Raw genomic sequence first — 24,035 nt, forward strand, 5'->3', positions numbered from 1 at the left:
TAGTGACGAGTGAAAAGTGTCGTTCTATGCCAGTAAAAACCAAATCATATGCAGCATTAAAACTATCAGCAAGGGCTTATTGAATGGGTGGTTTCTATCTTGATGTAATATATTATCGGATGCGTACAATACAACGTTCTTTGTATTAAATGAATTTAATCTTACGTTATGAGATTAGCGATGTCTCTTTTACAGGGAAAATAATAAATTGTAAGTGATGTCACTTTTTACGCCGCTCATCAGTTGGCGTTATTCCAAAGGTTTTTTTGTATAAGCTAGTAAAGTGATTGCTGTTTACAAAACCGCATAGAAAAGCTATTTCGGTGATTGTCATGTCACTTTCCCTTATTTTTGAACGGGCAGACATCAGCCTTAGCCGTCTGAGATAATGTTCAGGCGTTATACCTGTCGCCTCTTTGATATGTCTGAACATTGTTCGGGGTGTCAAATGAAAGTGCTGAGCAAGTTTATCCCAGTCATGTTGTTGAAAACAATTTTCCTGTAAGTGGTTGAGTAATTTATGCAGTTTATATCGAGTGTTATTTTTTTGTACTTGTGATTGTGCTTGAATAACAATCATGATGAAGCGAAAGAAGAGGCTCTCACTCTGCTCTTTAGAGTGCTGAGTATTAAAAATTTGTTCAATGACTGAATTACACTCTATTCTTAAATTGGGTGGCAGCCAGGCATAACAACCAATACCGCTTGCAGAGAAGCGCTCAAGCAGCAACTCCATATTCCGCAGAAACTCAAAACTCTCATTTGGGTTAATAAGTATGTTTATTAGCTTTAATGTGCCTAATTCATCATAAAAATGATAATCATCGCGCTTCACCAGAAAAACGTCACCTTGTTGCACGAAGAAGGGTCTTCCATTAATAACGTGTAAGCCATGACCTTGCTCAACAATAACAATTTCATCGAACTCATGAGTATGTTCGCAACAGTTATCTTCAGGATCGCTTTTATAAAGAGAAAGCTTATCCGATTCTGATTTGAAATACATTGAGATTGTTAGATTATTCATAACCTACATAGAATTTTTATCTCTTTGTTAGAAGATAGAACATTCCATCTGCGGAATGAAGCGATATTTTCTAAAGTGTGAACTGTTCGTATCTCATCTCACTCCGGCTGCCATCAGAAAGCCTAAATTGGCAGCCTGAAAGTGGTTACCGCTTATCCAGTAAACATATGCTGTCATTAATATTTCATAGAGGAAGCAGCATGTCGCAAGTGATGCAGAAAAATCAGCAAGTTAAAATGGTTCGCCATGGAGAATTTCTTTCTACAGCAGCAAGCCTGATTCCAAAGACTCATTCGAAAGTGCTGCAACCAAAAAGTGTCATCAATGTTGTAGCAGACTCTTTGGCTGTCCATGGTTGGCGTTCAGAGCTGGTCGATGACGCGGCATCTTTCTTAAAGCAGGCTTTCCAGCCTGGTGACAGTTTTATTCTTGATTTTGGCACTCATGGCGTAGGTTGGTTAACTTTCTGCTGCGATTCCGCAGGCAGTCCGCCAGACGCACCAGCACATCTGCGCTTTACCTTTGGAGAAACACTTTGCGAAGTCGCTGAACCTTTTAGCAGTTATCAGGGATGGTTAAGCAGTAGCTGGTTACAGCAACATGATGAATATATCGACCTCCTGCCCTCTACCACAACGTTATCCAGGCGCTATTGCTGCAGGTATTTGAAGGTAGATGTCATTGCGCTCTCACCTAAGTATCAGATTTTAATGAATAATATGACGTTTACAACCGTGAGTTCTGCCCCTGAGAGTTGCTTGCCTTTCAAAACCCATGATCCCGCTTTGCAGAAGATTGACGAGGTTTCGGTGCTAACACTGCGTAACTGCATGCAGGAGGTTTTTGAAGATGGCCCTAAACGCGATCGTCGATTGTGGCTAGGTGATTTACGCCTCCAGGCGCTGGTAAACGATGTCACTTTTGCACAACACGATCTTGTACGTCGATGTTTATACCTTTTTGCCGGGCACCGTAGAGAAGATGGCATGGTGTCAGCAAGCATATTTGTGAAGCCTGATATCATCGCTGATGATACGTTCTTATTTGATTATTCTTTATTTTTTATTGATGTGCTGCACAACTACCTGCTGGCAACGAATGATGTAAGCACTGCTAAGGAACTTTGGCCTGTTGCTTTACGTCAGGTGGAACTGGCTCTTAACCGTTGTGATCATATTGGCCTGGTTAATGACTGCGATGATTGGTGGTCTTTCATTGACTGGCATGATGATCTTAATAAGCAAGGTCCTTCACAGGGCGTTTTGATCTACTGTATTGAGAAAGCCATTGAGCTTGCGAAGATTTGCCAACCCAAACTCTGTGATCAATTACAGAACCAATTAAATCGTCACAAACTTGCTGCTAACGAATTGTGGGATAACGAATTGGGATTCTATGTCAGCGGTAAACAGCGTCAGGTGAGTTGTGCAACTCAAATTTGGATGGTTCTAGCTGATGTAGGCGATCTTGCTCATCAAAAGAAAATTATGGAAAACCTGCTTCTATTTCCCCCCGCCATTGGGATGAATACCCCATATTTACGCCATCACTTTATCGCTGCTTTGTTGAAGACAGGTTTACGAATGCAAGCAGTAGAGGAGATTAAAGCCTACTGGGGAAAAATGGTGGAATATGGCGCAGATACGTTTTGGGAATTATTTGATCCCGAACGACCTGATTTCTCTCCTTATGGCAGTAAAATTATCAATAGCTATTGCCATGCATGGAGTTGTACCCCGGCCTGGTTTATTCGCCAGTACGGACTTTAAAAACTCAATAATAAAAGTGAGTAATAAATGGCTGAGTCAACATTAAATATATGGCGGCAGCGGGTTGGTTATGGTATTGCCGACCTATCCTGTAATTTGGTCTGGCAGTTAATCTCATTATATCTCATGTTTTTTTATACTGATGTCATGGGGCTTCCTGCTTATTACGTCGGTATTATGTTTCTGGTTACAAGGCTCGTGGATGGTGTGGCTGATGTTCTCATGGGGCTGGTTATTGACAACACATCTACTCGTTGGGGGCGTTGTCGCCCGTGGCTGCTTATTGGAGCCGTTCCATTCGGGGTGTTGTGTGTCCTGGTTTTCTATGTGCCGGATTTTTCAACCACCGGTAGACTTATCTATGCTTTTGTTACCTATCTGTGCTTGTCGTTTCTTTATACAATTGTAAATATCCCATTTTGTGCGATGTTACCGTTTCTGACCGCTGATTCCCAAGAGCGGACAACGCTTTCATCCGTGCGTATTTTGCTTGGTTCATTAGGTGCAACTATTGTTGCCGTTGCGACACTACCATTAGTCGCATCTTTAGGTAATGGTAACCAAAGCCAGGGTTTTCTTTATACAGCCATTGTTTTTGGTGTTATTGCGACGTTCTTTCTGCTGGTCAGTTTCAGTAATGTGAAAGAAAAAATTACGGTAACTCAGGAGCGTATGACGCTTGCCCGAGCATGGCGAGGGCTTAAATCGAATACTCCATGGAAAGTATTCGCTTTCAACATTTTTCTAATGTGGGGGGCTTTCTTCTTTCAAACGGGCGCACTGGTATACTTTTTCCATTATTATGTAGGAAGCACTGAACTCACTGCAATCATCGCAGGCATTACTACATTTGTTCCTTTATTGGGTACGTTGACCGTTCCATTCCTGGCTAGCCGTATGAAGAAACGACAGGTTTATCTTGTCGCAAGCGGTATTAATCTGGCTGGTATGGCTGTCATGATTTTATCAGAGGTTAATCATTATGGATTAATTGCCGGAGCAGTTATTTTATCTATTGGTGCAGGCCAACGTTTAGCTATTTATTTTTCTATGCAGGCAGACCCTGTCGATTATGGCGTATGGAAAACGGGTATTAATACAGCTGGAATATTGACGTCAATTAACGGATTTTTGGGTAAGGTGGCAATGGCTGGTGCAGGAGCAATTACAGGATTTTTACTCTCATCGGGGGGGTATATGGCTAATGCAGCGCAAACTCCTGAAGCACTTTTTGCAATTAAATCATGTTATCTCTATATCCCAACAGGGTTGATTATTGCATCTATGCTCTGGATTGGAAAGTTTTATAAGCTCGATGATGATTATTCATTAATACGCGATGAGCTTGATGTCGAGAGTCATAGCAAAAAGAATAAAAGTGATATTAGTAAAACAGCTACTATTTGACAATAATTTATAATAAGGAATCTTATGCGTATCTCTGCACTATACGTAGTGATTTTCTATGCTCTTTTCTCCCCTGGTGTGGTTAGTGCTACAGAGCTAACTATTGAGCAAAGGCTGGTACAACTAGAACAACGGCTCAATATTGCCGAACAGCGTACCGCCGATGCTGAGCAACGGGCTAACCAGGCAGAAAAGAAACTTGCAGCATTGGCTCAGCAGACTGAGTCAATAAATAAGAAAGTAGTGGAGGTCAATAAAACAAATGAGCAAAAAAGTGGTGTTGATGGTGTCGAATTTAATGCATATGCCCGCTCTGGTTTATTAATTAATAGTCGTGGAAAAGGTGGCCGTGGAGGCCCAGGTATTTCACCGGCAAGTTCTTTAAATGATGATGCGCATATTGGCCGTCTTGGCAATGAAAAAGATAACTATCTTGAATTGAGCCTGGGTAAACGCATGACATTTAATGATGGTTCCTGGGCACATTTTAAAACCATGATTGCTGACGGGGCAAAGAGCCCTGATCCCTGGATTCAGGATAATAATAGTCACCATATCAATATCAGACAACTGTATGTAGAAATGGGAGGGTTCGACGAATTTTCTGGGGCATTTGATAATGCTTATCTGTGGGCCGGAAAGCGATTCGATAGAGACAATTTTGATATTCATTTTACCGATAGTGACATCATGTTCTTGGGCGGTACAGGTGGCGGTATCTATGATGTGAAATTAAGTAATGCTCTCAAGGGAAATTACTCGGTATACGGGCGTAACTTTGGTGATTTGGGCAGTAATCATTACAAAGATAATGACATTCAAAACCTGATGTTCACTGCTAATCATTTTTATGATAATTGGCAACTCATGTTGACCGGTATGGCTGCTCAAGGAAATGACGATCTCAAAGATAATACCTCTACTACGGGCAGTTATGCGTTAAGAAGCGATAATACTGCAAAAAATGGTTATTATGCGATGCTTGCCTACCGTGATAAACAGCAATTTTATGGTCTGGCGAAGGGAGTTTCTGAGACGGCGCTTCAGTATGGTGAAAAGCTTGGTGCTGAAGCTCGGCAACCTGGCAGCGATGGTGATTTAACGGAAAATGCCAAATCTCTGCGCTTCGCATCGTATGGTATTTTGCCCGCTTGGCAAAATTGGGAGTTTGCTCCTTCCGTTATTGCGCAACATAGTGAAAACAGATATCAAGATGGCGATCGCTATGATTGGGTGAGTTTCAATTTCCGAGCTTCGCAAGCACTGACTCAGCATTTCGCTTTGTTGTATGAAGCATCATGGCAATATATGGATCTGAATCCCAATGGCCGCAGGTATAACTCTGATCAAGGCATTAAAACTTATCAACCCGTTGAGGGAGGATTTTATAAACTGACTTTTGCCCCCACATTCAAAGTTGGCGATGTCTTCGATATTAAAGCGCGTCCCGAAATCCGAGTGTTTGCAACTTACATGAACTGGGATAAAGAACTGGATCGTTATGCAATCAATGATGATTTCGGCAGTAAGGGGTTTACCGCTGGTGGGAACTGGAATTTCGGCGTGCAAGCTGAGATCTGGTTTTAAGAGGACGTAGGCAGATCGGTAAATTATCGTTCTTACATCACCGATAGTCTCTTCTACTTCGGTGATGTTGTTTCTCCCTGCAAGATCTGATCGTTTCAAACACGGCGGTGGGATTTAACCCGCCGCCGTATCGTTATTCCAAATAGAACACTTCACGCAGCGTTGAGCTAACCGGGCTATTGTCCGGGTTGCTTGGCATAATATCGCCCATAAAACGCCACCAGCGTTGGCACACAGCGGTATTGGCTACGGCGTTCCAGCGCTCTTCCGACTCGATCTCCACATAGCCAAACAGCAGGTTGCGTGCTTCGTCCAGAAAGATGGAATAGTGGTGCGCTCCGTGGTCTTTCAGCACCTGTGCCAGCTCTGGCCAGATCGGACTATGGCGCTGTTGATATTCCGCATGAGCATCTGGGTTAACCTGCATTACAAAAGCTTTACGGATCATGAGGTTTCCTCTGTTATTACAACGCCGCTAAATACAGCGCACGCACCTGTTCACGATCGGCCGGGCGTGGGTTACAAGGGGCACAAGGATCTGCCAGCGCTTTATCCAGCCAGTGCTCAATATCGGCCTCTTTGATACCGAGCGCTGAGAAACCGGCTGGTATCCCCACGCGCAGCGAAAGCGCACGAAGGGCGGCGATCGCCTGATGGCTGGCCTGATCGTCATCCATTCCCTGAGTATTCACGCCCAACGCTTGGGCGATACGGGCAAAACGTACCACGGCATTGGGGCGGTTAAACGCCTCAATCACCGGTAACAAGATGGCATTACACACGCCGTGCGGCAGATTGTGGGTGGCACCGGGTTGGTGGGCCAGCGCATGTACCAGGCCAAGCCCGGCACTGTTGAACGCCATGCCTGCCAGATATTGACCATACGCCATCATTTCCCGCGCTTGCAGGTTTTTACCGTCATCTACCGCCGTGGGCAGCCAGATGTTGATTAGCCGAATTGCTTCCAGAGCCGAGTGATCGGTCAGTGGGTGTGCTCCTACAGAAACATAGGCTTCTATTGCGTGCGTGAGCGCATCCATACCGGTGGCGGCGGTTACGCTGGCGGGAATATTCAGCATCACGGCCGGATCGTCCACGGCAATATCGGGAATGAGGTTGGTGTCGATAATCACTTCTTTGACGTGGCGCTGGTTGTTGATGATCACCGCATTGCTGGTCATCTCGGCTGCGGTGCCCGCGGTAGTGTTGATGGCGACCAACGGTACACCGGCATGTTTGACCTTGCCTACGCCGGAATAGGCGGTGGAAGGGCCTGGGTTGCCGGTGAGGATTTTGATTGCTTTGGCTGTGTCGATCGGGCTGCCGCCGCCGAAGGCAATCAGGTAGTCACACTGGTGCTGCTTGAACGCTTGCCAACCTTTTTGCACCAGTTCTTCGGTCGGATTGGGGAACACTTCACTGAACATCGCGTAGGGCAGCGCTTGTTGTTGCAGAGCGTTGAACAGCCCTTCCAACAGGCCAAACTCAACCAGTTGACCGTCGGTGACGATCAGCGCTTTGCCCCATTGTTTTTGCGTCAGCAGTTTAACCATATCCTCAATGGCGCCACTGCCGTGCAAACTGATTTTTGGTAATGCCAGCATGAAACTCATATGTATTACTCCTGAAGTAATAACGCGTTGTGATGCGCCCATATCCCCTTCATCTTTCAAGCTACAGCATTGTTGGCTGCGTACATGTCCCCCAGTCACTTGGTTAGCTAAGCCCCTGGGGCTCCATGTTCTTGCCGCCTAGCTGTAACTTGAAAGCTATCGGGGCTAATCCTTGAGTGCCGCCGCCAGCGGCGTGACGCCAAAGCGTTGGGCCAGCGCGGTTAACTGACTGCCAGAAATGGTCTGCTTCTTGCCGCCCATCGACAGCACTTTCACCATGATTTCGGCAGACTTCTCTGCGGTATCGATCAGGCCGAAAGCGTCATCCAGCGTGGGGCCGGTACCGAAGATGCCGTGGAACGGCCACAGTACCAGGCTGTGCGCCTGCATCTGCTCAGCGGTCTGAGTGCCGATCCCGTCGGTGCCCGGCACCATCCAGGGCACGATGCCGATGCCGTCTGGGAACACCACCAGGCATTCGGTACTGCCTTCCCACAACAGCCGGGTGAAGCGGGCATTATCCAGTTCCTGCACAAAGCTCAGTGCGATCAGGTTGGTGGCGTGGCAGTGCATGATGACGCGGTCGCTGCCGCCGCTGACCCGCATACGCACGATGTGCGATTGGAAGTGGGCCGCCAGTTCCGAGGTTGGCAGGCCGCCTTGCGAAAGCCCCCAGTGGATGTGATAAGCGGTGCCATTATGGTTCAGTTGCAGTAGCACCAGATTTTCTTCCGGGGCCAGCTGCACATTGCGGAAGAACTTGCCGGAGCCGGTGACCAGGAACCAGCAATTGGCCAGTTCGCTGGCCGGTTGCGTCAGTTCTACGCAGCGCGGCTGGGCGACGAAATCGTTACGGAAGGGTTCAACGTCGTCCGCCGTCAGCCGCAGGCTGATATTGCCGCCGTTGCGTTCATCCCAGCCTTTGAGCCACATATCGCTGGTGGCCTTGATCATGCCCTGGATAAACCAGGAGGAAAGTAGCTGTTGCATTACGCGGTATCCTTAACGTTGGCTGAGAATCTGTTGTTCGTAGCTGCGCACGTTGTCGAGCCAACTGGCATCGGCCGGCACATCGTTGCGCTGGCAGTAGGTTTCCCACACGGCTTGCCATGGCAGACATTTCTGTTCTTCCAATAGGGCCAGGCGTGCGGTGTAATCACCGCGTTGTTCGATCTGCCGCAGCATCGCGGTTGGTTCAAGCAGGGCGCGCAGCAGCGCTTTTTTCATGTTGCGGGTGCCGATCACCCAGGCGGCGATGCGGTTGATTGAGGCGTCGAAGAAGTCCAGGCCGATATGCACACGGTTGAACAGCTTGTGGCGCACGATCTCACTGGCGATGGCCTGGGTTTCGTCATCCAGCAGCACCACGTGATCGCTGTCCCAGCGCACCGGGCGGCTGACGTGCAGCAACAGGCGTGGTACATACAGCATGGCGCTGGAGATTTTGTCGGAAATCACTTCGGTAGGGTGGAAATGCCCGGCGTCCAGGCACAGGGCGGTCTGGCGGCTGGTGGCGTAGCCGAGATAGAACTCATTGGAGCCCACGGTGTAGCTCTCTGCACCGATGCCAAACAGCTTGCTTTCCACGGCGTCAATATGGTGAGCCGGGTTGAGCTTTTCAGCGATCACTTCATCCAGTGCGCTCAGCAAACGCTGGCGCGGAGCCAAGCGATCGATTGGCGTGTCTTTCATACCATCCGGTATCCAGATATTCATCACCGAAGGCGTGCCGAGCTGTTCGCCGAAATAGGCAGAAACCCGGCGGCTGGCCTGGCAGTGCTCAATCCAGAATTGGCGGATTTCAGGATCGGCGTGCGACAGAGTAAAGCCATCCGCGCTCAGCGGGTGTGAGAAACACGAAGGGTTGAAATCCAGGCCCAGGCGGTGCTGTTTTGCCCATTCCACCCAGTTTTTGAAATGGCATGGCTCAATCTTATTACGTGCCACCGGGGTAGCAGATTCGAGATAAATCGCGTGCAGGTTCAGGCGTTTCGGGCCAGGGATCAGCGCCAGTGCTTGCTCCAGATCGGCGCGCAATTCTTGGGCATTACGCGCTTTACCGGGGTAGTTGCCGGTTGCCTGAATGCCACCGGTCAGCGAACCTTCCGGGTTTTCAAAACCGGCCACGTCATCACCCTGCCAGCAGTGCATAGAGACTGGCAGCGTATCCATCGCCTGAATAGCGGCCTCAACGTCAACGCCAACGGCGGCAAAGCGCTGTTTTGCCAGTTCCCAGGCTTGTTCAATCGAGCTTTTCATAGACAAAGTTCCTTAGGTAATTGACTCAGCGACTGAAATTGCGGCCAGTGGGCGGCAAAATCGGGATTGTCGCGAGGGGTGAAATGTTGCAATGGGAAATTCTGCGCCACGATGCGGCGGAATTGCCCGATATCGGTGACGGCATCCAAGGCCATCAACTGGCAACCGACGTTGCCTAGCGTGGAAGCTTCGATTGGCCCGGCGCTGATGGTTAACCCACAGGCATCGGCACACAATTGATTGAGGAAATGGTTTTGGCTGCCGCCGCCAACGATATGTAGATGGCTTAGCGGGCGACCATGCAAGGTTGCCAGCTCTTGTGCCACTTGGCGGTAGAGCATGGCCAGGCTGTCGAAGATGCAGCGTACCAGCTGGGCCGGGGTTTCCGGCACTGGCATGCCATGCTCACGGCAATAAGCCTGAATGGTTTGGCACATGTTGGCCGGGTTGATAAAGCGCTCGTCATTGGGGTTTACCAGTGAGCGGCAGGCGGGTTGTTGCGCTGCCTGGGCGATCAACGCCGGTAAATCGCTGATATTCAGTTCTTGAGCTGCGCGTTGCAGCAGCCACAGACCCATGATGTTTTTCAGCACCCGATAACCGGTGGCGCCGCCCTCGTTGGTGATATTGGCCGCTAGCGAACGGGAGTTAACAATTGGCACCGGGCTTTCAATGCCCATCAGCGACCAGGTTCCAGAGCTGAGGTAGGCGGCATCGGCATCCTGCAACGGCGTGGCAAGCACTGCGCTGGCGGTATCGTGGGTAGCCACGGCGATCACCGGCACTTGCTGGCCGCTGGCGCTGCTCCAATACCCCACGCGGTTGCCGGGCGGGGTTGGCTTACCGAACCAGTGTGCTGGTACGCCTGCCCAAGCAAGCAATTCTGTATCCCATTGGTCACTCTCGATGTTCAGTAATTGGGTGGTACTGGCGTTGGTGTATTCCCAGTTCAGTTGCCCGGTTAGCCGGAAGTGCAGGTAGTCTGGGATCAGCAGCAGGTGAGCTACGCGTGCCACCAGTTCAGGCTGCTGTTCGCGCAAGGCCCGCAATTGATACAGGGTATTGAAGGGTAAAAACTGAATGCCGGTGCGCTGATAGATATTGCTTCGCCCCAGCGTGCGTTGAGCTTGCGCCATCATGCCCTGCGTGCGGATATCGCGGTAAGCAACTGCCTGGCCGACACGCTCACCCTGCGCATCCAACAGCACAAAATCCACCCCCCAGGTGTCGATGCCGATACTGTCAAGCGGGATACCTTGCTCATCAAGCTGGTCAAGCGCCTGGCGGATGTGGTGTTCCAGCGCGTCCAGATCCCAGCAATCCTGTCCATCCCGCCGTTGTAAACGGTTGGTAAAACGGCTGATTTCGCGTAGCTGGAGTTTTTGTTGCTCTGGTTGATAGCTGGCCAACATCACGCGCCCGCTAGAGGCACCCAGATCGATGGCAGCGATATTGCGTATGGTCATGAGAGAAAGCCCATTGTTACTTGATGACGGGCAGTGTAGGAAGTTGCTGGTAGCGAAGCCTTCTCGCTACTGCCAATGCCGAGAGTGGGTTGGCAAAATGGCAAAGGTAAAGGTGAAGCAGTTCACAGTTTGTCATTCAGCCCGGTTTGCTGTGGGTTGTGACCTTGTACGCATTTCTCAACATTGCTGCTGCTTTCTTAAAAAATGTGCAGACTTAGCGTGTTTTTCGGTCAAAATATTAAGGTTTCATTGAGGTCGCATCTCTTACTATCGTTAACCGACGTTGCGCGGTAATCCCGCCGCGCCAAGGAACGGGGGTAAGATGAAGCTATTACACAGTAGTGATTTTTTCCCTTCCCGCAGTGCATCCGTGGTGATTGAACCTCGTGAACCGCAGCAGGCTTTTCCAGAGCATCATCATGATTTTTACGAAATTGTGATTGTTGAGCAGGGAGCCGGTGTTCATGTTTTCAATGGCAATCCTTATACTCTTAACAGTGGCTGCGTCTGTTTTGTACGCGATCACGATCGTCATCTGTTTGAGCAGACAGATGGCTTAATCCTGACCAATATTCTGTTCCGTACCCCAGGTACATTCCGCTTTGTGTCCGGTGTGGAACAGTTCCTGCCCCGCGAGCGCGATGGTATTTATCCCGCGCACTGGCGTATCAACCATCAGGTGCTGCAACAGGTCAAACAGTTGATTGCACTGCTGATGAGCGCGCCGACAGGCGACCAGCCGGAAGATATTGCGCTGCATGAAAGCTGGTTTATGCAACTGTTGGTACAGCTGTGGCGCGGGTGCATGGCCCGACAGGGTGACGATCAGGAAGGGCGTTTGCACCAACTGTTGGACTGGTTGCAAAACCATTACGCCGAACAGGTTGAGTGGTCGGAATTGGCGGAACGTTTTGCCATACCATTGCGCACACTGCATCGGCAATTAAAGAGCCACACCAATATGACGCCGCAGCGTTACCTGACCCACCTGCGCCTGTTGCAGGCACGCCATATGCTGTGCCATAGCGACAGCAGTATTACCGATATCGCGTTTCGCTGTGGCTTTGGTGACAGCAACCATTTCTCAACCTTGTTCAAGCGCGAGTTTACCTGTCCACCCCGTGCGCTACGGGGCTCACGCTAGAGCGTGAAATAGCGGCCACATCAATTTTTCTCGGTTCAGGTTCGGTAATAATATCCAATGGTGACGAATAAAAAGGTATGCAGATGAGGGATACATTACTGTTGGAGAGCCGTGACTATCTGCCTTCTGAGCAGATGCCGGTTGCGGTGGCGGAACGTTATCCCCAAGAGGGATTTGCCACACATACTCACCAGTTTTGCGAGATCGTGATCGTCTGGCGCGGTAATGGCCTGCACGTGCTGAACGATCGCCCTTACCGTATTACCTGTGGGGATCTTTTTTATGTGCGCGCCAGCGATTGCCACAGCTATGAATCGGTGCACGATCTGGTGTTGGATAACATCATTTACTGCCCTGAACGCCTGCGGTTGGGTGCTCAGTGGGAAAGCTTGTTGCCGCCGTTTGCTGCCTCGGATGAGCGTTACTGGCGGCTATCCACGCAGGGAATGGCGCAGGCGCGGCCCATCATCGCCAAGCTTTCGCAAGAGAGCCGCAAAACTGATTCGTTGTCACTGCAACTGACAGAAGTATTGCTGCTGCAACTGGCGATCGTGCTGAAACGCCACCGCTATGCGGTGGATAAAGCGCATATGCTGCCGGATGGCGAACAGTTAGATTTGTTGATGGCGGCGCTGCAAAGCGGCATCGATGGGCCTTTTGAACTGGCAGTGTTTTGCCAGCAGCATCATCTGACGGAGCGCGCGCTGAAGCTGTTGTTCCGCCAGCAAACCGGCATGACCATCAACCACTATTTGCGGCAACTCCGGCTATGCCAGGCTAAACGCTTACTGCGCCGCAGAGAATTTCGCATCAGCGACATTGCGGCCCGCTGTGGGTTCGAAGACAGTAATTATTTTTCGGTGGTCTTTGCGCGTGAGGCTGGAATGACCCCACGCGAGTATCGTCAGCGGTTTGTGGCGGCGGAAGAGATCGGCCCTTAAGACGCCATGCCCATCCCCACAATGTTGGCCGCCAGAATGATCACCAGGCAGCCGATGCACAGAACGGCAACCGGTTTTCTGGTGCCGCATTTCCACTCTTTTAGCAGCAGCCCAACGATACCGCCGCACAGCACGTAGAAACTCATGTGCAGCATCCAGCTCATGTAATCGTATTGTGCTGGGATCTTGGCGTGGCCCCAGGCGTAGAAGAAAAATTGCAGATACCACATCAGGCCAGCCAACATAGAGAACAGCACGTTGATCACCAGCAGCCGTTTCGGCAACGAGAAATCTGCTTTGACCGACAGGTTCTTCAGGGTTGCCAGGCGGATAAAACAGTAACCCAGGTTAATCAGTGCGCCACCGCCCATAATCACCACGTAGCTCGGCAAAGCGACGTACAGCGGATCGAGGCCCAAGGCACCGGCCGCTTCGTGCATCGGTTTCGCGGCGTCCATGGCAAATGACATTCCGGCCGAGAAAATGCCGCACATCACGGCCAGTAACAGCCCTTTCTTCAGGTTGAACTCTTCGGCGCGGATGCCCATGGCACGCTCTTTCAGCAAACCCGCATAGCTGACGATCAATACACCGATCAGCGCAACCAAAACCCCTAGCAGTGACATACGGCCACCAGCGGTGCCAAACAGCAGTTCAAAACGGCCTTGCAGCAGCGGGGTCATCAGCGTACCGATGATCAGCGTGATGCCGATGGCGATACCAATCCCCATTGACATGCCGAGATAACGCATGGTCAGGCCGTAGTTGATATTACCTATGCCCCACATAGCACCAAACAGGAATACCGGCAGCAGCGTCGCGGCGTTGAAGGAGCCGTAGTACTGCCAAAAATCAGGCAGTAATACATAGCTGACAGCCCAGGGCAGAATCAACCAGGATACGAAGCCACCGATCGACCACATGGTTTCCCAGGACCAGTTTTTTACCTGTTTGAATGGAGCGTAGAAGCAGGCAGCGCTGGCTGCCCCGACCAGGTGCCAGAATATCCCTAGCATAATGGCGTTGTTCATCTTGTTATCCTTCGTTGTTATTGGCGCGGTAAGACTACGGATAAACAGGAAGTCTAAAGAGAGGTGGTAAAGGGAACCTTCGGATGGCTGCCGGATGATGAAAGAGCATGGCAAAATTCAGTGGGTGCGTATGCTGGCGATCACAGATTTATGCCCTAAATAATTCGAGTCGCAGGAAAGCCAACGCACCTGCAACTTGAATAGAGCGAAAAGGATTCTAGGGCAATGCCTGTAAAACAGAGTATTACCTTGAGGCGGCAAGTTTTATTCTTTCAGCAATGCGCCCGCGTAGCCTAGCTGACGCCAAGCCTCGTAAACGATAACGGAAACCGCGTTTGACAGGTTCATGCTGCGGCTTTGGGCCTGCATCGGGATACGGATTTTCTGCTGTGCAGGCAATGCATCAAGGATGCTGGCAGGCAGGCCGCGCGTTTCCGGGCCGAACAGCAGATAGTCACCCGCCAGGTAGTTTACCGCGCTGTGCGCCGGGGTGCCTTTGGTGGTTAAAGCAAACAGCCGCTGTGGGTTTTCGCTGGCGAGAAAAGTCGGATAATCGGCATGGCGCTTGATACTGGCAAATTCATGGTAATCCAGCCCGGCACGGCGCAGGCGCTTGTCATCCCATGGGAAACCCATAGGTTCGATCAGATGCAACTGAAAGCCGGTATTCGCGCACAGGCGGATAATGTTACCCGTATTGGGTGGAATTTCGGGTTCAAATAAAACGATATTCAGCATGTATTAGCCCCTCATAATGAGGGGCGCAGAATAGCAAAATCTTGGCGCACTGGCATTAACGCTGATGCAACGGTAGCCACAGCACCAGGCGCAAACCGCCTAACGGACTGTCTTCGGCTTTTACCCAGCCGCGATGCTGGTTGACAGCCGCTTCGACAATCGCCAACCCCAGACCCGTGCCACCGGATTCGCGATCGCGGGCTTCATCGGTGCGGTAGAACGGGCGGAATATCTGTTCGCGATCTTCCGGGCTGACACCAGGGCCATCGTCATCAACCACGATCGTGATCCCCTGATTGTCGGCACTGAATGTCACCGCGATGCGTGCGTGGGAGTAACGCAGGGCGTTACGCACAATATTCTCCAGCGCACTGTCCAGAGCCCCTGAGTTACCATAAATTGTCCAAGGGCCTGGAGGGGAAGTGATCTCCAGATGTTTACCCATTTGTTCAGCTTCAAACCGAGCATTGTTCAATACATCGGCCCACAGTTCGTTGGCTTTCAGCAAGTCACGGATCAATTCGCTTTTTTGCTGCCCACGCGACAGTAACAGCAGGTCGTTAATCATTGAATCCAACCGCTGGGCTTCGGTTTCAATGCGCGCCAGTTCGTGCCCTTCACCATGGCGGCGGCGCATCAAGGCCGTTGCCAGTTGCAGGCGCGTTAATGGGGTACGCAGTTCGTGGGAAATATCAGAAATCAGCCGCTGTTGCGCGGTCATCATCCTTTCGAGAGCACTCACCATTTGGTTGAAACTGGCACCGGTAGCAAGAAATTCTTGCGGCCCGGCTTCCAATTCTGGGTGCTGTTTCAGGTTGCCGTGTGCCACATCATCGGCGGCGTTTTTCAGCTTACGGGCTGGTTTTGCCAGGCTCCAGGCGAGCCATAACAACAGTGGCGCGCTGATCAGCATAGTCGCAATCAACAGCAACAGCGGGCGGTCAAACATCAGGTTGATAAAATCGGATTGCGGGCTGTTGGCCGGGCGGATCAGGTAAAGCTGATAGTTATCTTCACCATCACGGACAGAAAATGGGCCAACCAGCTCAACGCGGCCATATTTTTTCTTCTGCGGATGGTCTGAATTATCGGACTGACCAATGAAGTTGCGCACAATCTGCATTTCGTTACGTTGGGCACCAATCACCCGCCCTTCGCTGGTGACCAGGATCAGGCGCTGGCCTGGCGGTGCCCATTTATCAATGGCGCGAAACAGACGGCGCCACCACATCAGGTCGTTGGCCGGTTCGTTTTGCAACTCGGTCTCGACATGTTGCTCCAGCATTAACCCCTGCCGCTGCTCGCTGTCTAGCAGCGAGGTCATCTGGCGGGAGTCAAGTTTAGGCACCATCAACACCAGCATTAGTACCAAGGCTAATGTGAACCAGAAAATGGCGAAAATACGTGCCGTCAAACTGTTGATCATGTTGCGGAAACCATCAAATAACCTCGCCCACGCAAGGTTTTGAACCACGGATGGCCGTCTTTGCGATCCGGCAGCTTACGCCGCAGGTTGGAAATGTGCATGTCAATGGCGCGGTCAAATGGCGTCAGGCGCTTGCCCAGCACTTCCTGGCTGAGTAATTCACGCGAGACAACCTGACCGAGATGCTGCGCCAGTAGATACAGCAAGGTAAATTCGGTGCCAGTGAGATCGAGAACCTGCCCATCGAAGTTGGCTTCCTGGCGGCCTGGATTAAGCTGCAAGCCATCTACATCGAGCGTTGGGGCGCTGGTATCCACATTCTGCTGCTGTTCGCTCCAGTTGGAGCGGCGCAGAATGGCACGGATGCGGGCTACCAGTTCACGGTCGTTAAAGGGTTTTGGCAGATAATCATCAGCGCCCAGTTCCAGGCCAAGCACCCGATCCAGTTCACTGCCACGCGCGGTTAACATGATCACCGGGGTTTGATGATGTTGGCGCAGTTCTTTCAGCGTATCGATACCGTTTTTCTTCGGCATCATAATATCAAGCAGGAGTAGATCGATGGAGTTGTCCAAGAGCGACAACGCCTGTTCACCGTCGTGAGCAACAACGATGTTAAAACCTTCCATTTCAAGCAGTTCTTTCAATAGCGAGGTTAACTCGCGGTCATCGTCAACTAACAGAATTTTATTCATTATGATTCACCTCTTGACGCAAAATACGTCATCAACTGTTGACATTCCATGACTTTACGTAGTTTTACATGCACTGACGCATGTTTGCAGGTGCTCCCGTACACTGTTCCTCGTTGATTAGTAAAGAGAGAATGTGTGAGGAGTGAAAATGCGTAAGTTGTTGGCAATAGTTATGGCATCAATATTGGCGATAGGTTCTGCCGCTGCCTTTGCTACTGATACTACGCCAGAAACTGCCCAGCCTCCTGCTAATCATAGTACGGTGATAAAAATGCCCGGTCAGTACCATATGTTTGATGGTGTTAACCTCACCGAACAGCAGCGCCAACAAATGCGTGATTTAATGCGCCAGGCCCGCAATGATGTACCTAGTATCAATGTAGCGGAAATGGAAGCGATGCATAATCTGTTGATCGCAGACAAATTTGATGAAGCCGCCGTTTATGCCCAGGCGGAGAAGATGGCTCAGGCACAGATTAAGCGCCAGGTCGAGATGGCTCGAGTGCGCAACCAAATGTATAACCTACTGACGCCAGAGCAAAAAAGTGTTTTAAACCAGAAACATCAGCAGCGTATGCAGCAGGTGGAGCAACAGATTTCTGGTTTGCAGCAAACTTCTGCCCAGAAGTTGAGTACGACTGAGTAATCCCCCTAGTTTTTCCTTGCCATAGACACCATCCCTGTCTTACCCCGCCTTACGGCGGGGCTTTTTTTTTATGCTAAATTACGTCAAGCATTAAACAGGGAAGATGTATGCCGTGACAGTGAAAGGAAGGTTTTATCTCAATAAAGCGGATGTAGCTCCGTTAGATTTTCCCGGTGTGGGCCGTTTTCCTGCATTCTCAGGAATGAAAAAATACATCAATCAACCGGGCTGTACGTACCTGCGGGATGATGGCGCGATCCCTTATGGTAATTATTGGATAGTTGATCGCCCCGTTGAGGGTTATCGCACTCGATTTAGGGAATCGTTATCCGCGCTGTTTGGGCAGGATATTCGGCGGGATTGGTTTGCGTTATATCGTGCCGATGGAATGATAGATGATTGGACATTTATCGACGGTATAAAAAGGGGAAATTTTAGATTACATCCGGTAGGACCAGAACAGATATCAAAGGGATGTTTAACAATGTTGAGAGCAACGGATTTCTCGCTTTTGAGGAATGTATTGCTGAATACTTCGACTGTCATTGTCCCCGGCACAAATTTACTTTCATATGGAACTATTGAGGTAATCGGCTATGAAGATTATTGCCCGGTTTTGTAATATCGCGGGTTTCATCGCCTTGTTTGTGTTGTCGGTGTGGATCGTTCCGCCTGTTTGGCTAACGCGGAGACAGGCCGATGTTCTGTACGGGTTTGCAAGTAGCATCGGAGTGGACTACGAAGATTTCTATATTGCTTGCATGATACTGATGCATTTGATTATTGCGACTTGTGCATTTGTGGTTATCAAGTTGTTGATGAGGTGGATTAGTAGACAGCGTGCTGCCTAATGTGAAAACTCCGCAATGCGGAGCTTTTTTTCAATGAGTTACGCGATAATCTCGGTTTTTACCGTCCACATTTCAGTCTGTGATGGTCTTGAGTAGTCACAAAATTGGTAGTGGTGGACGGTTGCGCTGTTTCGTGGTTATCCGGCGACGATAAGAACCGATCACGGCCCTGAGTTTACCAGCCGTGCTCTGGAGCGGTGGGTTTTTGAACATGGCGTGACTGCGGCTAATCCAGCCGGGCAAGCCGACACAGAACGGGTTTATTGAGAGTTTTAACGGACGTCGCGATGAATATCTGAATGAGCACTGGTTCAGCGATATTATTCCCTTTGCATTCCCTGCCTTAATAGCGAGCTTGTTTTGCCTGGCATTCCGTTATACTAACGCCATGAGTTTTCGTCGGGGTGTTGTTATGGAACCGCAATATGCGCGTCTGGTGAAGTCCGCGGCTTTAGCCGCCACCGCGACAGCTTCTGCTTTGTTGCTGATTAAAATCATTGCTTGGTATCTTACTGGTTCGGTGAGTTTATTGGCGGCGCTGGTGGATTCCTTGGTAGACATTGCCGCTTCGTTGACCAACCTGCTGGTAGTGCGTTATTCCTTGCAACCTGCGGACGAGGAACATACTTTTGGTCATGGTAAGGCTGAATCGTTGGCAGCACTGGCACAAAGTATGTTTATTTCCGGTTCTGCGCTGTTCTTGTTCTTGACCGGTTTTCAGCACCTGTATTCACCGCAACCGCTTAGTGCCCCTGGTGTTGGTATTGCGGTGACGTTCATCGCGTTGATCAGCACTCTGCTGCTGGTCACCTATCAGCGCTGGGTGGTAAGAAAAACGCGTAGCCAAGCAGTACGAGCAGATATGCTGCATTATCAGTCAGATATCCTGATGAACGGTGCTATTCTGGTGGCGCTTGGGCTAAGCTGGCACGGATTTCACCGTGCGGATGCGCTATTTGCCTTGGGTATCGGGGTATATATTCTTTATACCGCATTACGTATGGGGGACGAGGCGGTACAATCTTTGCTGGATCGGGCTTTGCCAGATGAAGAGCGCCAAGCGATTATCGACGTGGTATCTTCTTGGCCGGGCGTGAAAGGCGCGCATGATTTGCGAACCCGGCAGTCTGGGCCGACGCGTTTCATCCAACTGCACCTGGAAATGGAGGATTCGCTGCCGCTGATGCAGGCGCATATTCTGGCCGAACAGGTTGAACAGGCATTATTGCATCGCTTTCCAGGGGCGGATGTGATTATTCACCAAGATCCCTGTTCTGTTGTGCCTGTAGGCCGACAGGGGCATTGGGAACTATAATCAGGTGACTCAGGTCAATGTTGTATACTCGTCATACTTCAAGTTGTATGGGTGTTGGCTGTGCCCGCTCGCACCAGTCACATCTGGCCTAGGCTTCTGGCGACTCTCGGGGTTGCCGCCTGCATACAACGCGAATTATTTAGAGTATAGAAGTTAAAGTTGAAGGAAATACGGCGTTAGCCCGGTGTGTTATGCGAGACTTTTCCTCGATATTGCGTGACCTGAATCAATTCAGCTACGTATTTTTGTTATAATATCCAGCAATAAAAGCCGTAAAGCTGGTTTTCCGTCATCGGGAAGATCCCAGGGCAATCGGCGAATACAGAATTCTTAAGAAATTGCATCTACAAGTTCAGAGGTAGTCATGATCAAGAAAATCGGTGTACTGACGAGTGGCGGGGACGCGCCAGGTATGAACGCTGCCATTCGCGGCGTTGTGCGTGCTGCACTCACAGAAGGTCTGGAAGTTTTTGGTATTTACGATGGCTACCTTGGTTTGTACGAAGATCGCATGGAGCAATTAGACCGCTATAGCGTGTCTGACATGATCAATCGCGGCGGCACCTTTCTGGGGTCTGCGCGTTTCCCCGAATTCAGAGATGAAAACGTACGTGCCAAGGCGATTGAAAACCTGAAAAAGCGTGGTATTGATGCGCTGGTCGTTATCGGTGGCGATGGTTCCTACATGGGGGCGAAGCGCTTGACTGAAGAAGGTTTCCCTTGCATCGGCTTGCCGGGAACCATTGATAATGACGTTGCGGGTACCGATTACACCATCGGTTACTTCACTGCGTTGGAAACCGTGGTTGAAGCGATTGACCGCCTGCGCGACACCTCTTCATCACACCAGCGTATCTCCATCGTTGAAGTCATGGGCCGTTACTGCGGTGAGTTGACGTTGGCGGCGGCCATTGCGGGGGGTTGTGAGTTCATCGTGCTGCCGGAAATCGAATTCAGCCGTGACGATCTGGTTAACGAAATTCAAGCCGGTATCGCCAAAGGTAAAAAGCATGCCATTGTGGCTATTACCGAGCACATTTGTGATATCGATGAACTGGCGCGCCATATTGAGCACGAAACCAAACGTGAAACCCGTGCGACCGTGTTGGGCCACATCCAGCGCGGTGGTTCACCGGTAGCTTATGATCGCATTCTGGCTTCCCGTATGGGGGCATACTCGATTGAACTGTTGCTGCAAGGCTATGGTGGCCGCTGTGTGGGTATTCAGAACGAGAAGATGGTGCACCATGACATCATTGATGCTATCGAAAACATGAAGCGTCCGTTCAATATCGACTGGCTGGAAACGGCGAAAAAGTTATACTGATACGCAATTTATTTGCTGCAAACAAGCCTCCGTTTACGTGAGGCTTTTTTTTATGCTTGGCGCTTTATATTCCAGAATGGTCTAGCCAAAAATTTTTTATTCTTTAATTGCGGAGGAAATTTCTGGCAGGCTCTGATGGTAGAACAACCGATTGAGGTTACAACCATTTTTGGGGGGCGTGCAATGCGTAAATGGGGTGTAGGTGTGAGTTTACTGCTGCTGGCATCGGGTGCCGTGGCGAAAGATATTCAGTTGTTGAACGTTTCATACGATCCAACGCGTGAGTTCTATCAGCAATACAACACCGCTTTTGGTAAATATTGGCAGCAGCAGACGGGTGATAACGTTACGGTGCGCCAATCACACGGTGGTTCTGGCAAACAGGCGACTTCGGTCATTAATGGCATTGAGGCCGATGTAGTTACGCTGGCACTGGCCTATGATGTGGATGCCATTGCCGAGCGGGGTCGTATTGAGAAAGATTGGATCAAACGCCTGCCGGATAACTCAGCACCTTACACTTCCACCATTGTGTTTCTGGTACGTAAAGATAATCCGAAGCAGATCCATGATTGGCCTGATTTGGTGAAGCCCGGTGTGTCGGTAATTACGCCAAACCCGAAAACCTCCGGTGGTGCTCGTTGGAATTATCTGGCGGCTTGGGGCTATGCTCTGCATCACAATAATGGCGATCAGGCCAAGGCGCAGGAGTTTGTCAAAAGTTTGTACAAGAACGTCGAAGTATTGGATTCCGGCGCTCGGGGGGCAACCAACACCTTTGTTGAGCGTGGGATCGGTGATGTGTTGATTGCTTGGGAAAATGAAGCGCTGTTGGCGGAAAAAGAGCTGGGTAAAGATAAATTTGAAATTATCACTCCAAGTGAGTCAATCCTGGCCGAACCGACCGTATCGGTTGTGGACAAAGTGGTTGATAAGCGCGGAACCCGTGATGTAGCCAATGCTTATCTGAAATACCTGTATTCCACCGAAGGGCAGACCATCGCCGCGGAGAATTACTACCGCCCGCGTGATGAGGCTATTGCTGGCAAATTTGCCGAACAGTTTCCGAAACTGAAGTTGTTCACCGTGGATGAGACGTTCGGTGGCTGGACTAACGCACAGAAGGTACATTTTGCTACCGGTGGTGTGTTTGACGAAATCAGTAAACGGTAGTTGATTGCAGATAAAAATAAAAAAACCCGAAAGCTCGGGTTTTTTTATTTCAGACCAGAAAAATCAGGCTTTTTTCGCTGCGGCAGCAGCTTTGACGATCACGGCGAAAGCGTCGGCTTTCAGTGAGGCACCGCCAACCAATGCGCCGTCGATATCTGGTTGTGTAAACAGCTCTGCGGCATTTTTGTCGTTTACGGAACCGCCGTACTGAATGATCACTTCAGCGGCAACGGCAGCATCGTGTTTGGCGATATGATCGCGGATAAATTTGTGTACTGCTTGTGCCTGTGCTGGGGTGGCTGATTTGCCGGTTCCGATGGCCCATACCGGCTCATACGCGATGACGGTGCCTTTGAACGCTTCTGCGCCCTGGGTGTTTAGCACAGCATCAAGCTGGCGTGCACACACTTCTTCCGTTTTACCTGCTTCGTTTTCCGCTTCGGTTTCGCCGATGCACAGTACAGGGATCAGCCCTGCGGTTTTCAGCACGGCAAATTTCGCCGCAATCGCGGCATCACTTTCTTTGTGGTAGGTACGGCGCTCGGAATGGCCGATGATAATGTATTGCGCACCGACGTCTTTCAGCATGTCGGCAGAGACTTCACCGGTGAAGGCACCAGCAAGGTTAACGTCGACGTTTTGCGCACCCAGAGCGATGCGGCTGCCGCCCAGTGCGTGTTTGGCTTGATCCAGATACATGACTGGAGGTGCGATAGCCACGCCACAGCCGTCAACGCTGCTCAATTCTTTACGTAGCCCAGCGATCAGCTCGTTGACCATATGAGTACTGCCGTTAAGCTTCCAGTTACCCATCACTAATGGATGACGCATGTGTTTTCCTCCAACAAGGGAACGTGAGAGTTGAAATATCACCGCCGGATAGGCAGTTTACCTGCCCGACAGTATAGAGATGAATAGGCGGAAAGGCTTTGCTTTTTGTCATTAATTGCCGGGATGTCAGGGTTCAGATAGCGACAGCTTAATCGGTTCAACTGCGAAAGTTATGCCTTTATCACCGTTATCTGCGATCACATAGCGTATTGCGCCAACTTGATATTGATAAAAGGGCTGACCTTTGCCTTTTTCCAACAGTTCATTCACCTTGATAATGCTTTCTTCCACCGTCAGCACGGGGTCGAATTGGCGCATCAGGGCGGCCATATAATTGACTGACATCGCACGTGCGGTTTTTTCTTCATTCCCCTGCAAAGGTAAATGGGTCATTTGCAGCGTTTTGATTTTACCGGTGCCTTTTTCCAAGGCTGTAGAGGCATACAGATTTTCGTTAAGTTTGCTGGCAGCTCGAGTCAGCAGAGGAGAGTCGTCTTCTTTAGAGGCAATGGTTCTGAATTCACCGATGGGTAATGTCGGGTTAGCGCGATTGTATTTTTCGCGGAATTGCACCACCGTGAGATCAAATGTCGGCGCGCCGGCCAGCAGATAAGGTGCGTTCGGCGAGGCTCCGACAACGGCATCGGGTGGATCGGCCCAGGCACTGTTGATACCGGCTAACAGGCAGGCAACGGCAATGATTTTTCTCAGCATGATAGACGGCATCGGTAATAAGGGTGACTCCGATTAAAGCGATAACCGGGGGGCATTGTCAAAAATTCCGCGTGA

The 24,035-nt window shown here is 50.2% G+C and carries 22 protein-coding genes and 1 pseudogene; 11 read left to right on the forward strand and 12 right to left on the reverse strand.

The features are described 5' to 3' along the window. Positions 1-220 precede the first annotated feature (220 nt). A complete protein-coding gene (locus tag Z042_RS04585) occupies positions 221-1,027 on the reverse strand; it encodes a helix-turn-helix domain-containing protein (protein ID WP_024913485.1) in 807 nt (268 codons plus the stop codon). A 200-nt stretch (positions 1,028-1,227) separates the two neighbouring features. Here Z042_RS04585 and Z042_RS04590 point away from each other — a divergent pair, with 200 nt between their 5' ends. From Z042_RS04590 to Z042_RS04600, 3 genes are read left to right on the forward strand one after another with little or no spacing between them, the layout of a single operon-like run. Further along, a complete protein-coding gene (locus Z042_RS04590; RefSeq protein ID WP_024913484.1) occupies positions 1,228-2,796 on the forward strand; it encodes an alpha-L-rhamnosidase-related protein in 1,569 nt (522 codons plus the stop codon). Positions 2,797-2,823: 27 nt separating this feature from the next. After that, the gene (locus Z042_RS04595; RefSeq protein ID WP_024913483.1) at positions 2,824-4,203 is read left to right on the forward strand and encodes an MFS transporter; all 1,380 of its coding nucleotides are present in this window, start codon (positions 2,824-2,826) and stop codon (positions 4,201-4,203) included. 24 nt (positions 4,204-4,227) lie between these two features. After that, positions 4,228-5,790, forward strand: coding sequence for a carbohydrate porin (locus tag Z042_RS04600; RefSeq protein WP_024913482.1), 1,563 nt, complete (start codon positions 4,228-4,230; stop codon positions 5,788-5,790). Positions 5,791-5,923: 133 nt separating this feature from the next. On the opposite strand, the gene rhaM is transcribed toward Z042_RS04600, so the two are convergent. From rhaM to rhaB, 5 genes are all read right to left on the reverse strand, one after another. After that, positions 5,924-6,238 (reverse strand): L-rhamnose mutarotase, encoded by a 315-nt coding sequence (gene rhaM, locus Z042_RS04605; protein ID WP_024914008.1) that lies wholly within the window; start codon positions 6,236-6,238, stop codon positions 5,924-5,926. Between the two features lie 16 nt (positions 6,239-6,254). Next, positions 6,255-7,403, reverse strand: a complete 1,149-nt coding sequence (fucO, locus tag Z042_RS04610; protein WP_024914007.1) for a lactaldehyde reductase — start codon at positions 7,401-7,403, stop codon at positions 6,255-6,257. A 165-nt stretch (positions 7,404-7,568) separates the two neighbouring features. Further along, on the reverse strand, positions 7,569-8,393 hold the full coding sequence (gene rhaD, locus Z042_RS04615; RefSeq protein WP_024914006.1) for a rhamnulose-1-phosphate aldolase: 825 nt from the start codon (positions 8,391-8,393) through the stop codon (positions 7,569-7,571). A 12-nt stretch (positions 8,394-8,405) separates the two neighbouring features. Further along, on the reverse strand, positions 8,406-9,662 hold the full coding sequence (locus tag Z042_RS04620) for an L-rhamnose isomerase (RefSeq protein ID WP_024914005.1): 1,257 nt from the start codon (positions 9,660-9,662) through the stop codon (positions 8,406-8,408). Beyond that, a complete protein-coding gene (gene rhaB, locus Z042_RS04625) occupies positions 9,659-11,074 on the reverse strand; it encodes a rhamnulokinase (RefSeq protein ID WP_236849255.1) in 1,416 nt (471 codons plus the stop codon). The genes Z042_RS04620 and rhaB overlap by 4 nt, the downstream gene beginning before the upstream one ends. 376 nt (positions 11,075-11,450) lie before the next feature. On the opposite strand from rhaB, the gene rhaS reads away from it, so the two are divergent. Together rhaS and rhaR are read left to right on the forward strand one after the other, a co-directional pair. After that, positions 11,451-12,272 carry an HTH-type transcriptional activator RhaS gene (gene rhaS / locus Z042_RS04630; protein ID WP_024914003.1) on the forward strand — a complete coding sequence of 274 codons (822 nt, stop codon included), beginning with the start codon at positions 11,451-11,453 and terminating at the stop codon, positions 12,270-12,272. A gap of 83 nt (positions 12,273-12,355) precedes the next feature. Further along, positions 12,356-13,213, forward strand: coding sequence for an HTH-type transcriptional activator RhaR (gene rhaR, locus Z042_RS04635; RefSeq protein WP_024914002.1), 858 nt, complete (start codon positions 12,356-12,358; stop codon positions 13,211-13,213). Here rhaR and rhaT read toward each other — a convergent pair. The 4 genes from rhaT to cpxR all read right to left on the reverse strand — a co-directional run bounded on the left by rhaT (position 13,210) and on the right by cpxR (position 17,103). Next, positions 13,210-14,244, reverse strand: a complete 1,035-nt coding sequence (rhaT, locus tag Z042_RS04640; protein WP_024914001.1) for an L-rhamnose/proton symporter RhaT — start codon at positions 14,242-14,244, stop codon at positions 13,210-13,212. The genes rhaR and rhaT overlap by 4 nt on opposite strands. A gap of 264 nt (positions 14,245-14,508) precedes the next feature. After that, the gene (trmL, locus tag Z042_RS04645; RefSeq protein WP_024914000.1) at positions 14,509-14,982 is read right to left on the reverse strand and encodes a tRNA (uridine(34)/cytosine(34)/5-carboxymethylaminomethyluridine(34)-2'-O)-methyltransferase TrmL; all 474 of its coding nucleotides are present in this window, start codon (positions 14,980-14,982) and stop codon (positions 14,509-14,511) included. Between the two features lie 55 nt (positions 14,983-15,037). Beyond that, complete coding sequence (gene cpxA / locus Z042_RS04650) at positions 15,038-16,408, reverse strand: envelope stress sensor histidine kinase CpxA (RefSeq protein WP_024913999.1); 1,371 nt, start codon at positions 16,406-16,408, stop codon at positions 15,038-15,040. Continuing rightward, entirely contained in the window at positions 16,405-17,103 is a 699-nt protein-coding gene (gene cpxR, locus Z042_RS04655) for an envelope stress response regulator transcription factor CpxR (RefSeq protein ID WP_024913998.1), read from the reverse strand. The genes cpxA and cpxR overlap by 4 nt, the downstream gene beginning before the upstream one ends. Positions 17,104-17,251: 148 nt before the next feature. On the opposite strand from cpxR, the gene cpxP reads away from it, so the two are divergent. The 6 genes and pseudogenes from cpxP to Z042_RS04685 all read left to right on the forward strand — a co-directional run bounded on the left by cpxP (position 17,252) and on the right by Z042_RS04685 (position 22,415). Next, positions 17,252-17,749 carry a cell-envelope stress modulator CpxP gene (gene cpxP, locus Z042_RS04660; protein WP_024913997.1) on the forward strand — a complete coding sequence of 166 codons (498 nt, stop codon included), beginning with the start codon at positions 17,252-17,254 and terminating at the stop codon, positions 17,747-17,749. Positions 17,750-17,861: 112 nt separating this feature from the next. Continuing rightward, the gene (locus Z042_RS04665; RefSeq protein WP_024913996.1) at positions 17,862-18,371 is read left to right on the forward strand and encodes a DUF2778 domain-containing protein; all 510 of its coding nucleotides are present in this window, start codon (positions 17,862-17,864) and stop codon (positions 18,369-18,371) included. Positions 18,372-18,717: 346 nt separating this feature from the next. Continuing rightward, positions 18,718-18,925, forward strand: a pseudogene (locus Z042_RS24790) (integrase core domain-containing protein); the annotation flags it as partial. Positions 18,926-19,012: 87 nt separating this feature from the next. Continuing rightward, positions 19,013-19,915 (forward strand): CDF family cation-efflux transporter FieF, encoded by a 903-nt coding sequence (gene fieF, locus Z042_RS04675; protein ID WP_024913994.1) that lies wholly within the window; start codon positions 19,013-19,015, stop codon positions 19,913-19,915. A 364-nt stretch (positions 19,916-20,279) separates the two neighbouring features. Continuing rightward, the gene (pfkA, locus tag Z042_RS04680; RefSeq protein WP_024913993.1) at positions 20,280-21,242 is read left to right on the forward strand and encodes a 6-phosphofructokinase; all 963 of its coding nucleotides are present in this window, start codon (positions 20,280-20,282) and stop codon (positions 21,240-21,242) included. 183 nt (positions 21,243-21,425) lie between these two features. Then, positions 21,426-22,415, forward strand: coding sequence for a sulfate ABC transporter substrate-binding protein (locus Z042_RS04685; RefSeq protein ID WP_024913992.1), 990 nt, complete (start codon positions 21,426-21,428; stop codon positions 22,413-22,415). A 63-nt stretch (positions 22,416-22,478) separates the two neighbouring features. Here the strand turns inward: Z042_RS04685 and tpiA are convergent, their stop codons facing one another. Together tpiA and Z042_RS04695 are read right to left on the reverse strand one after the other, a co-directional pair. Next, positions 22,479-23,246 (reverse strand): triose-phosphate isomerase, encoded by a 768-nt coding sequence (gene tpiA, locus Z042_RS04690; protein WP_024913991.1) that lies wholly within the window; start codon positions 23,244-23,246, stop codon positions 22,479-22,481. Positions 23,247-23,372: 126 nt separating this feature from the next. After that, on the reverse strand, positions 23,373-23,960 hold the full coding sequence (locus tag Z042_RS04695; protein WP_037407255.1) for a DUF1454 family protein: 588 nt from the start codon (positions 23,958-23,960) through the stop codon (positions 23,373-23,375). Positions 23,961-24,035 lie beyond the last annotated feature (75 nt).

This window comes from Chania multitudinisentens RB-25, assembly GCF_000520015.2.
Taxonomy (GTDB): Bacteria; Pseudomonadota; Gammaproteobacteria; order Enterobacterales; family Enterobacteriaceae; genus Chania; species Chania multitudinisentens.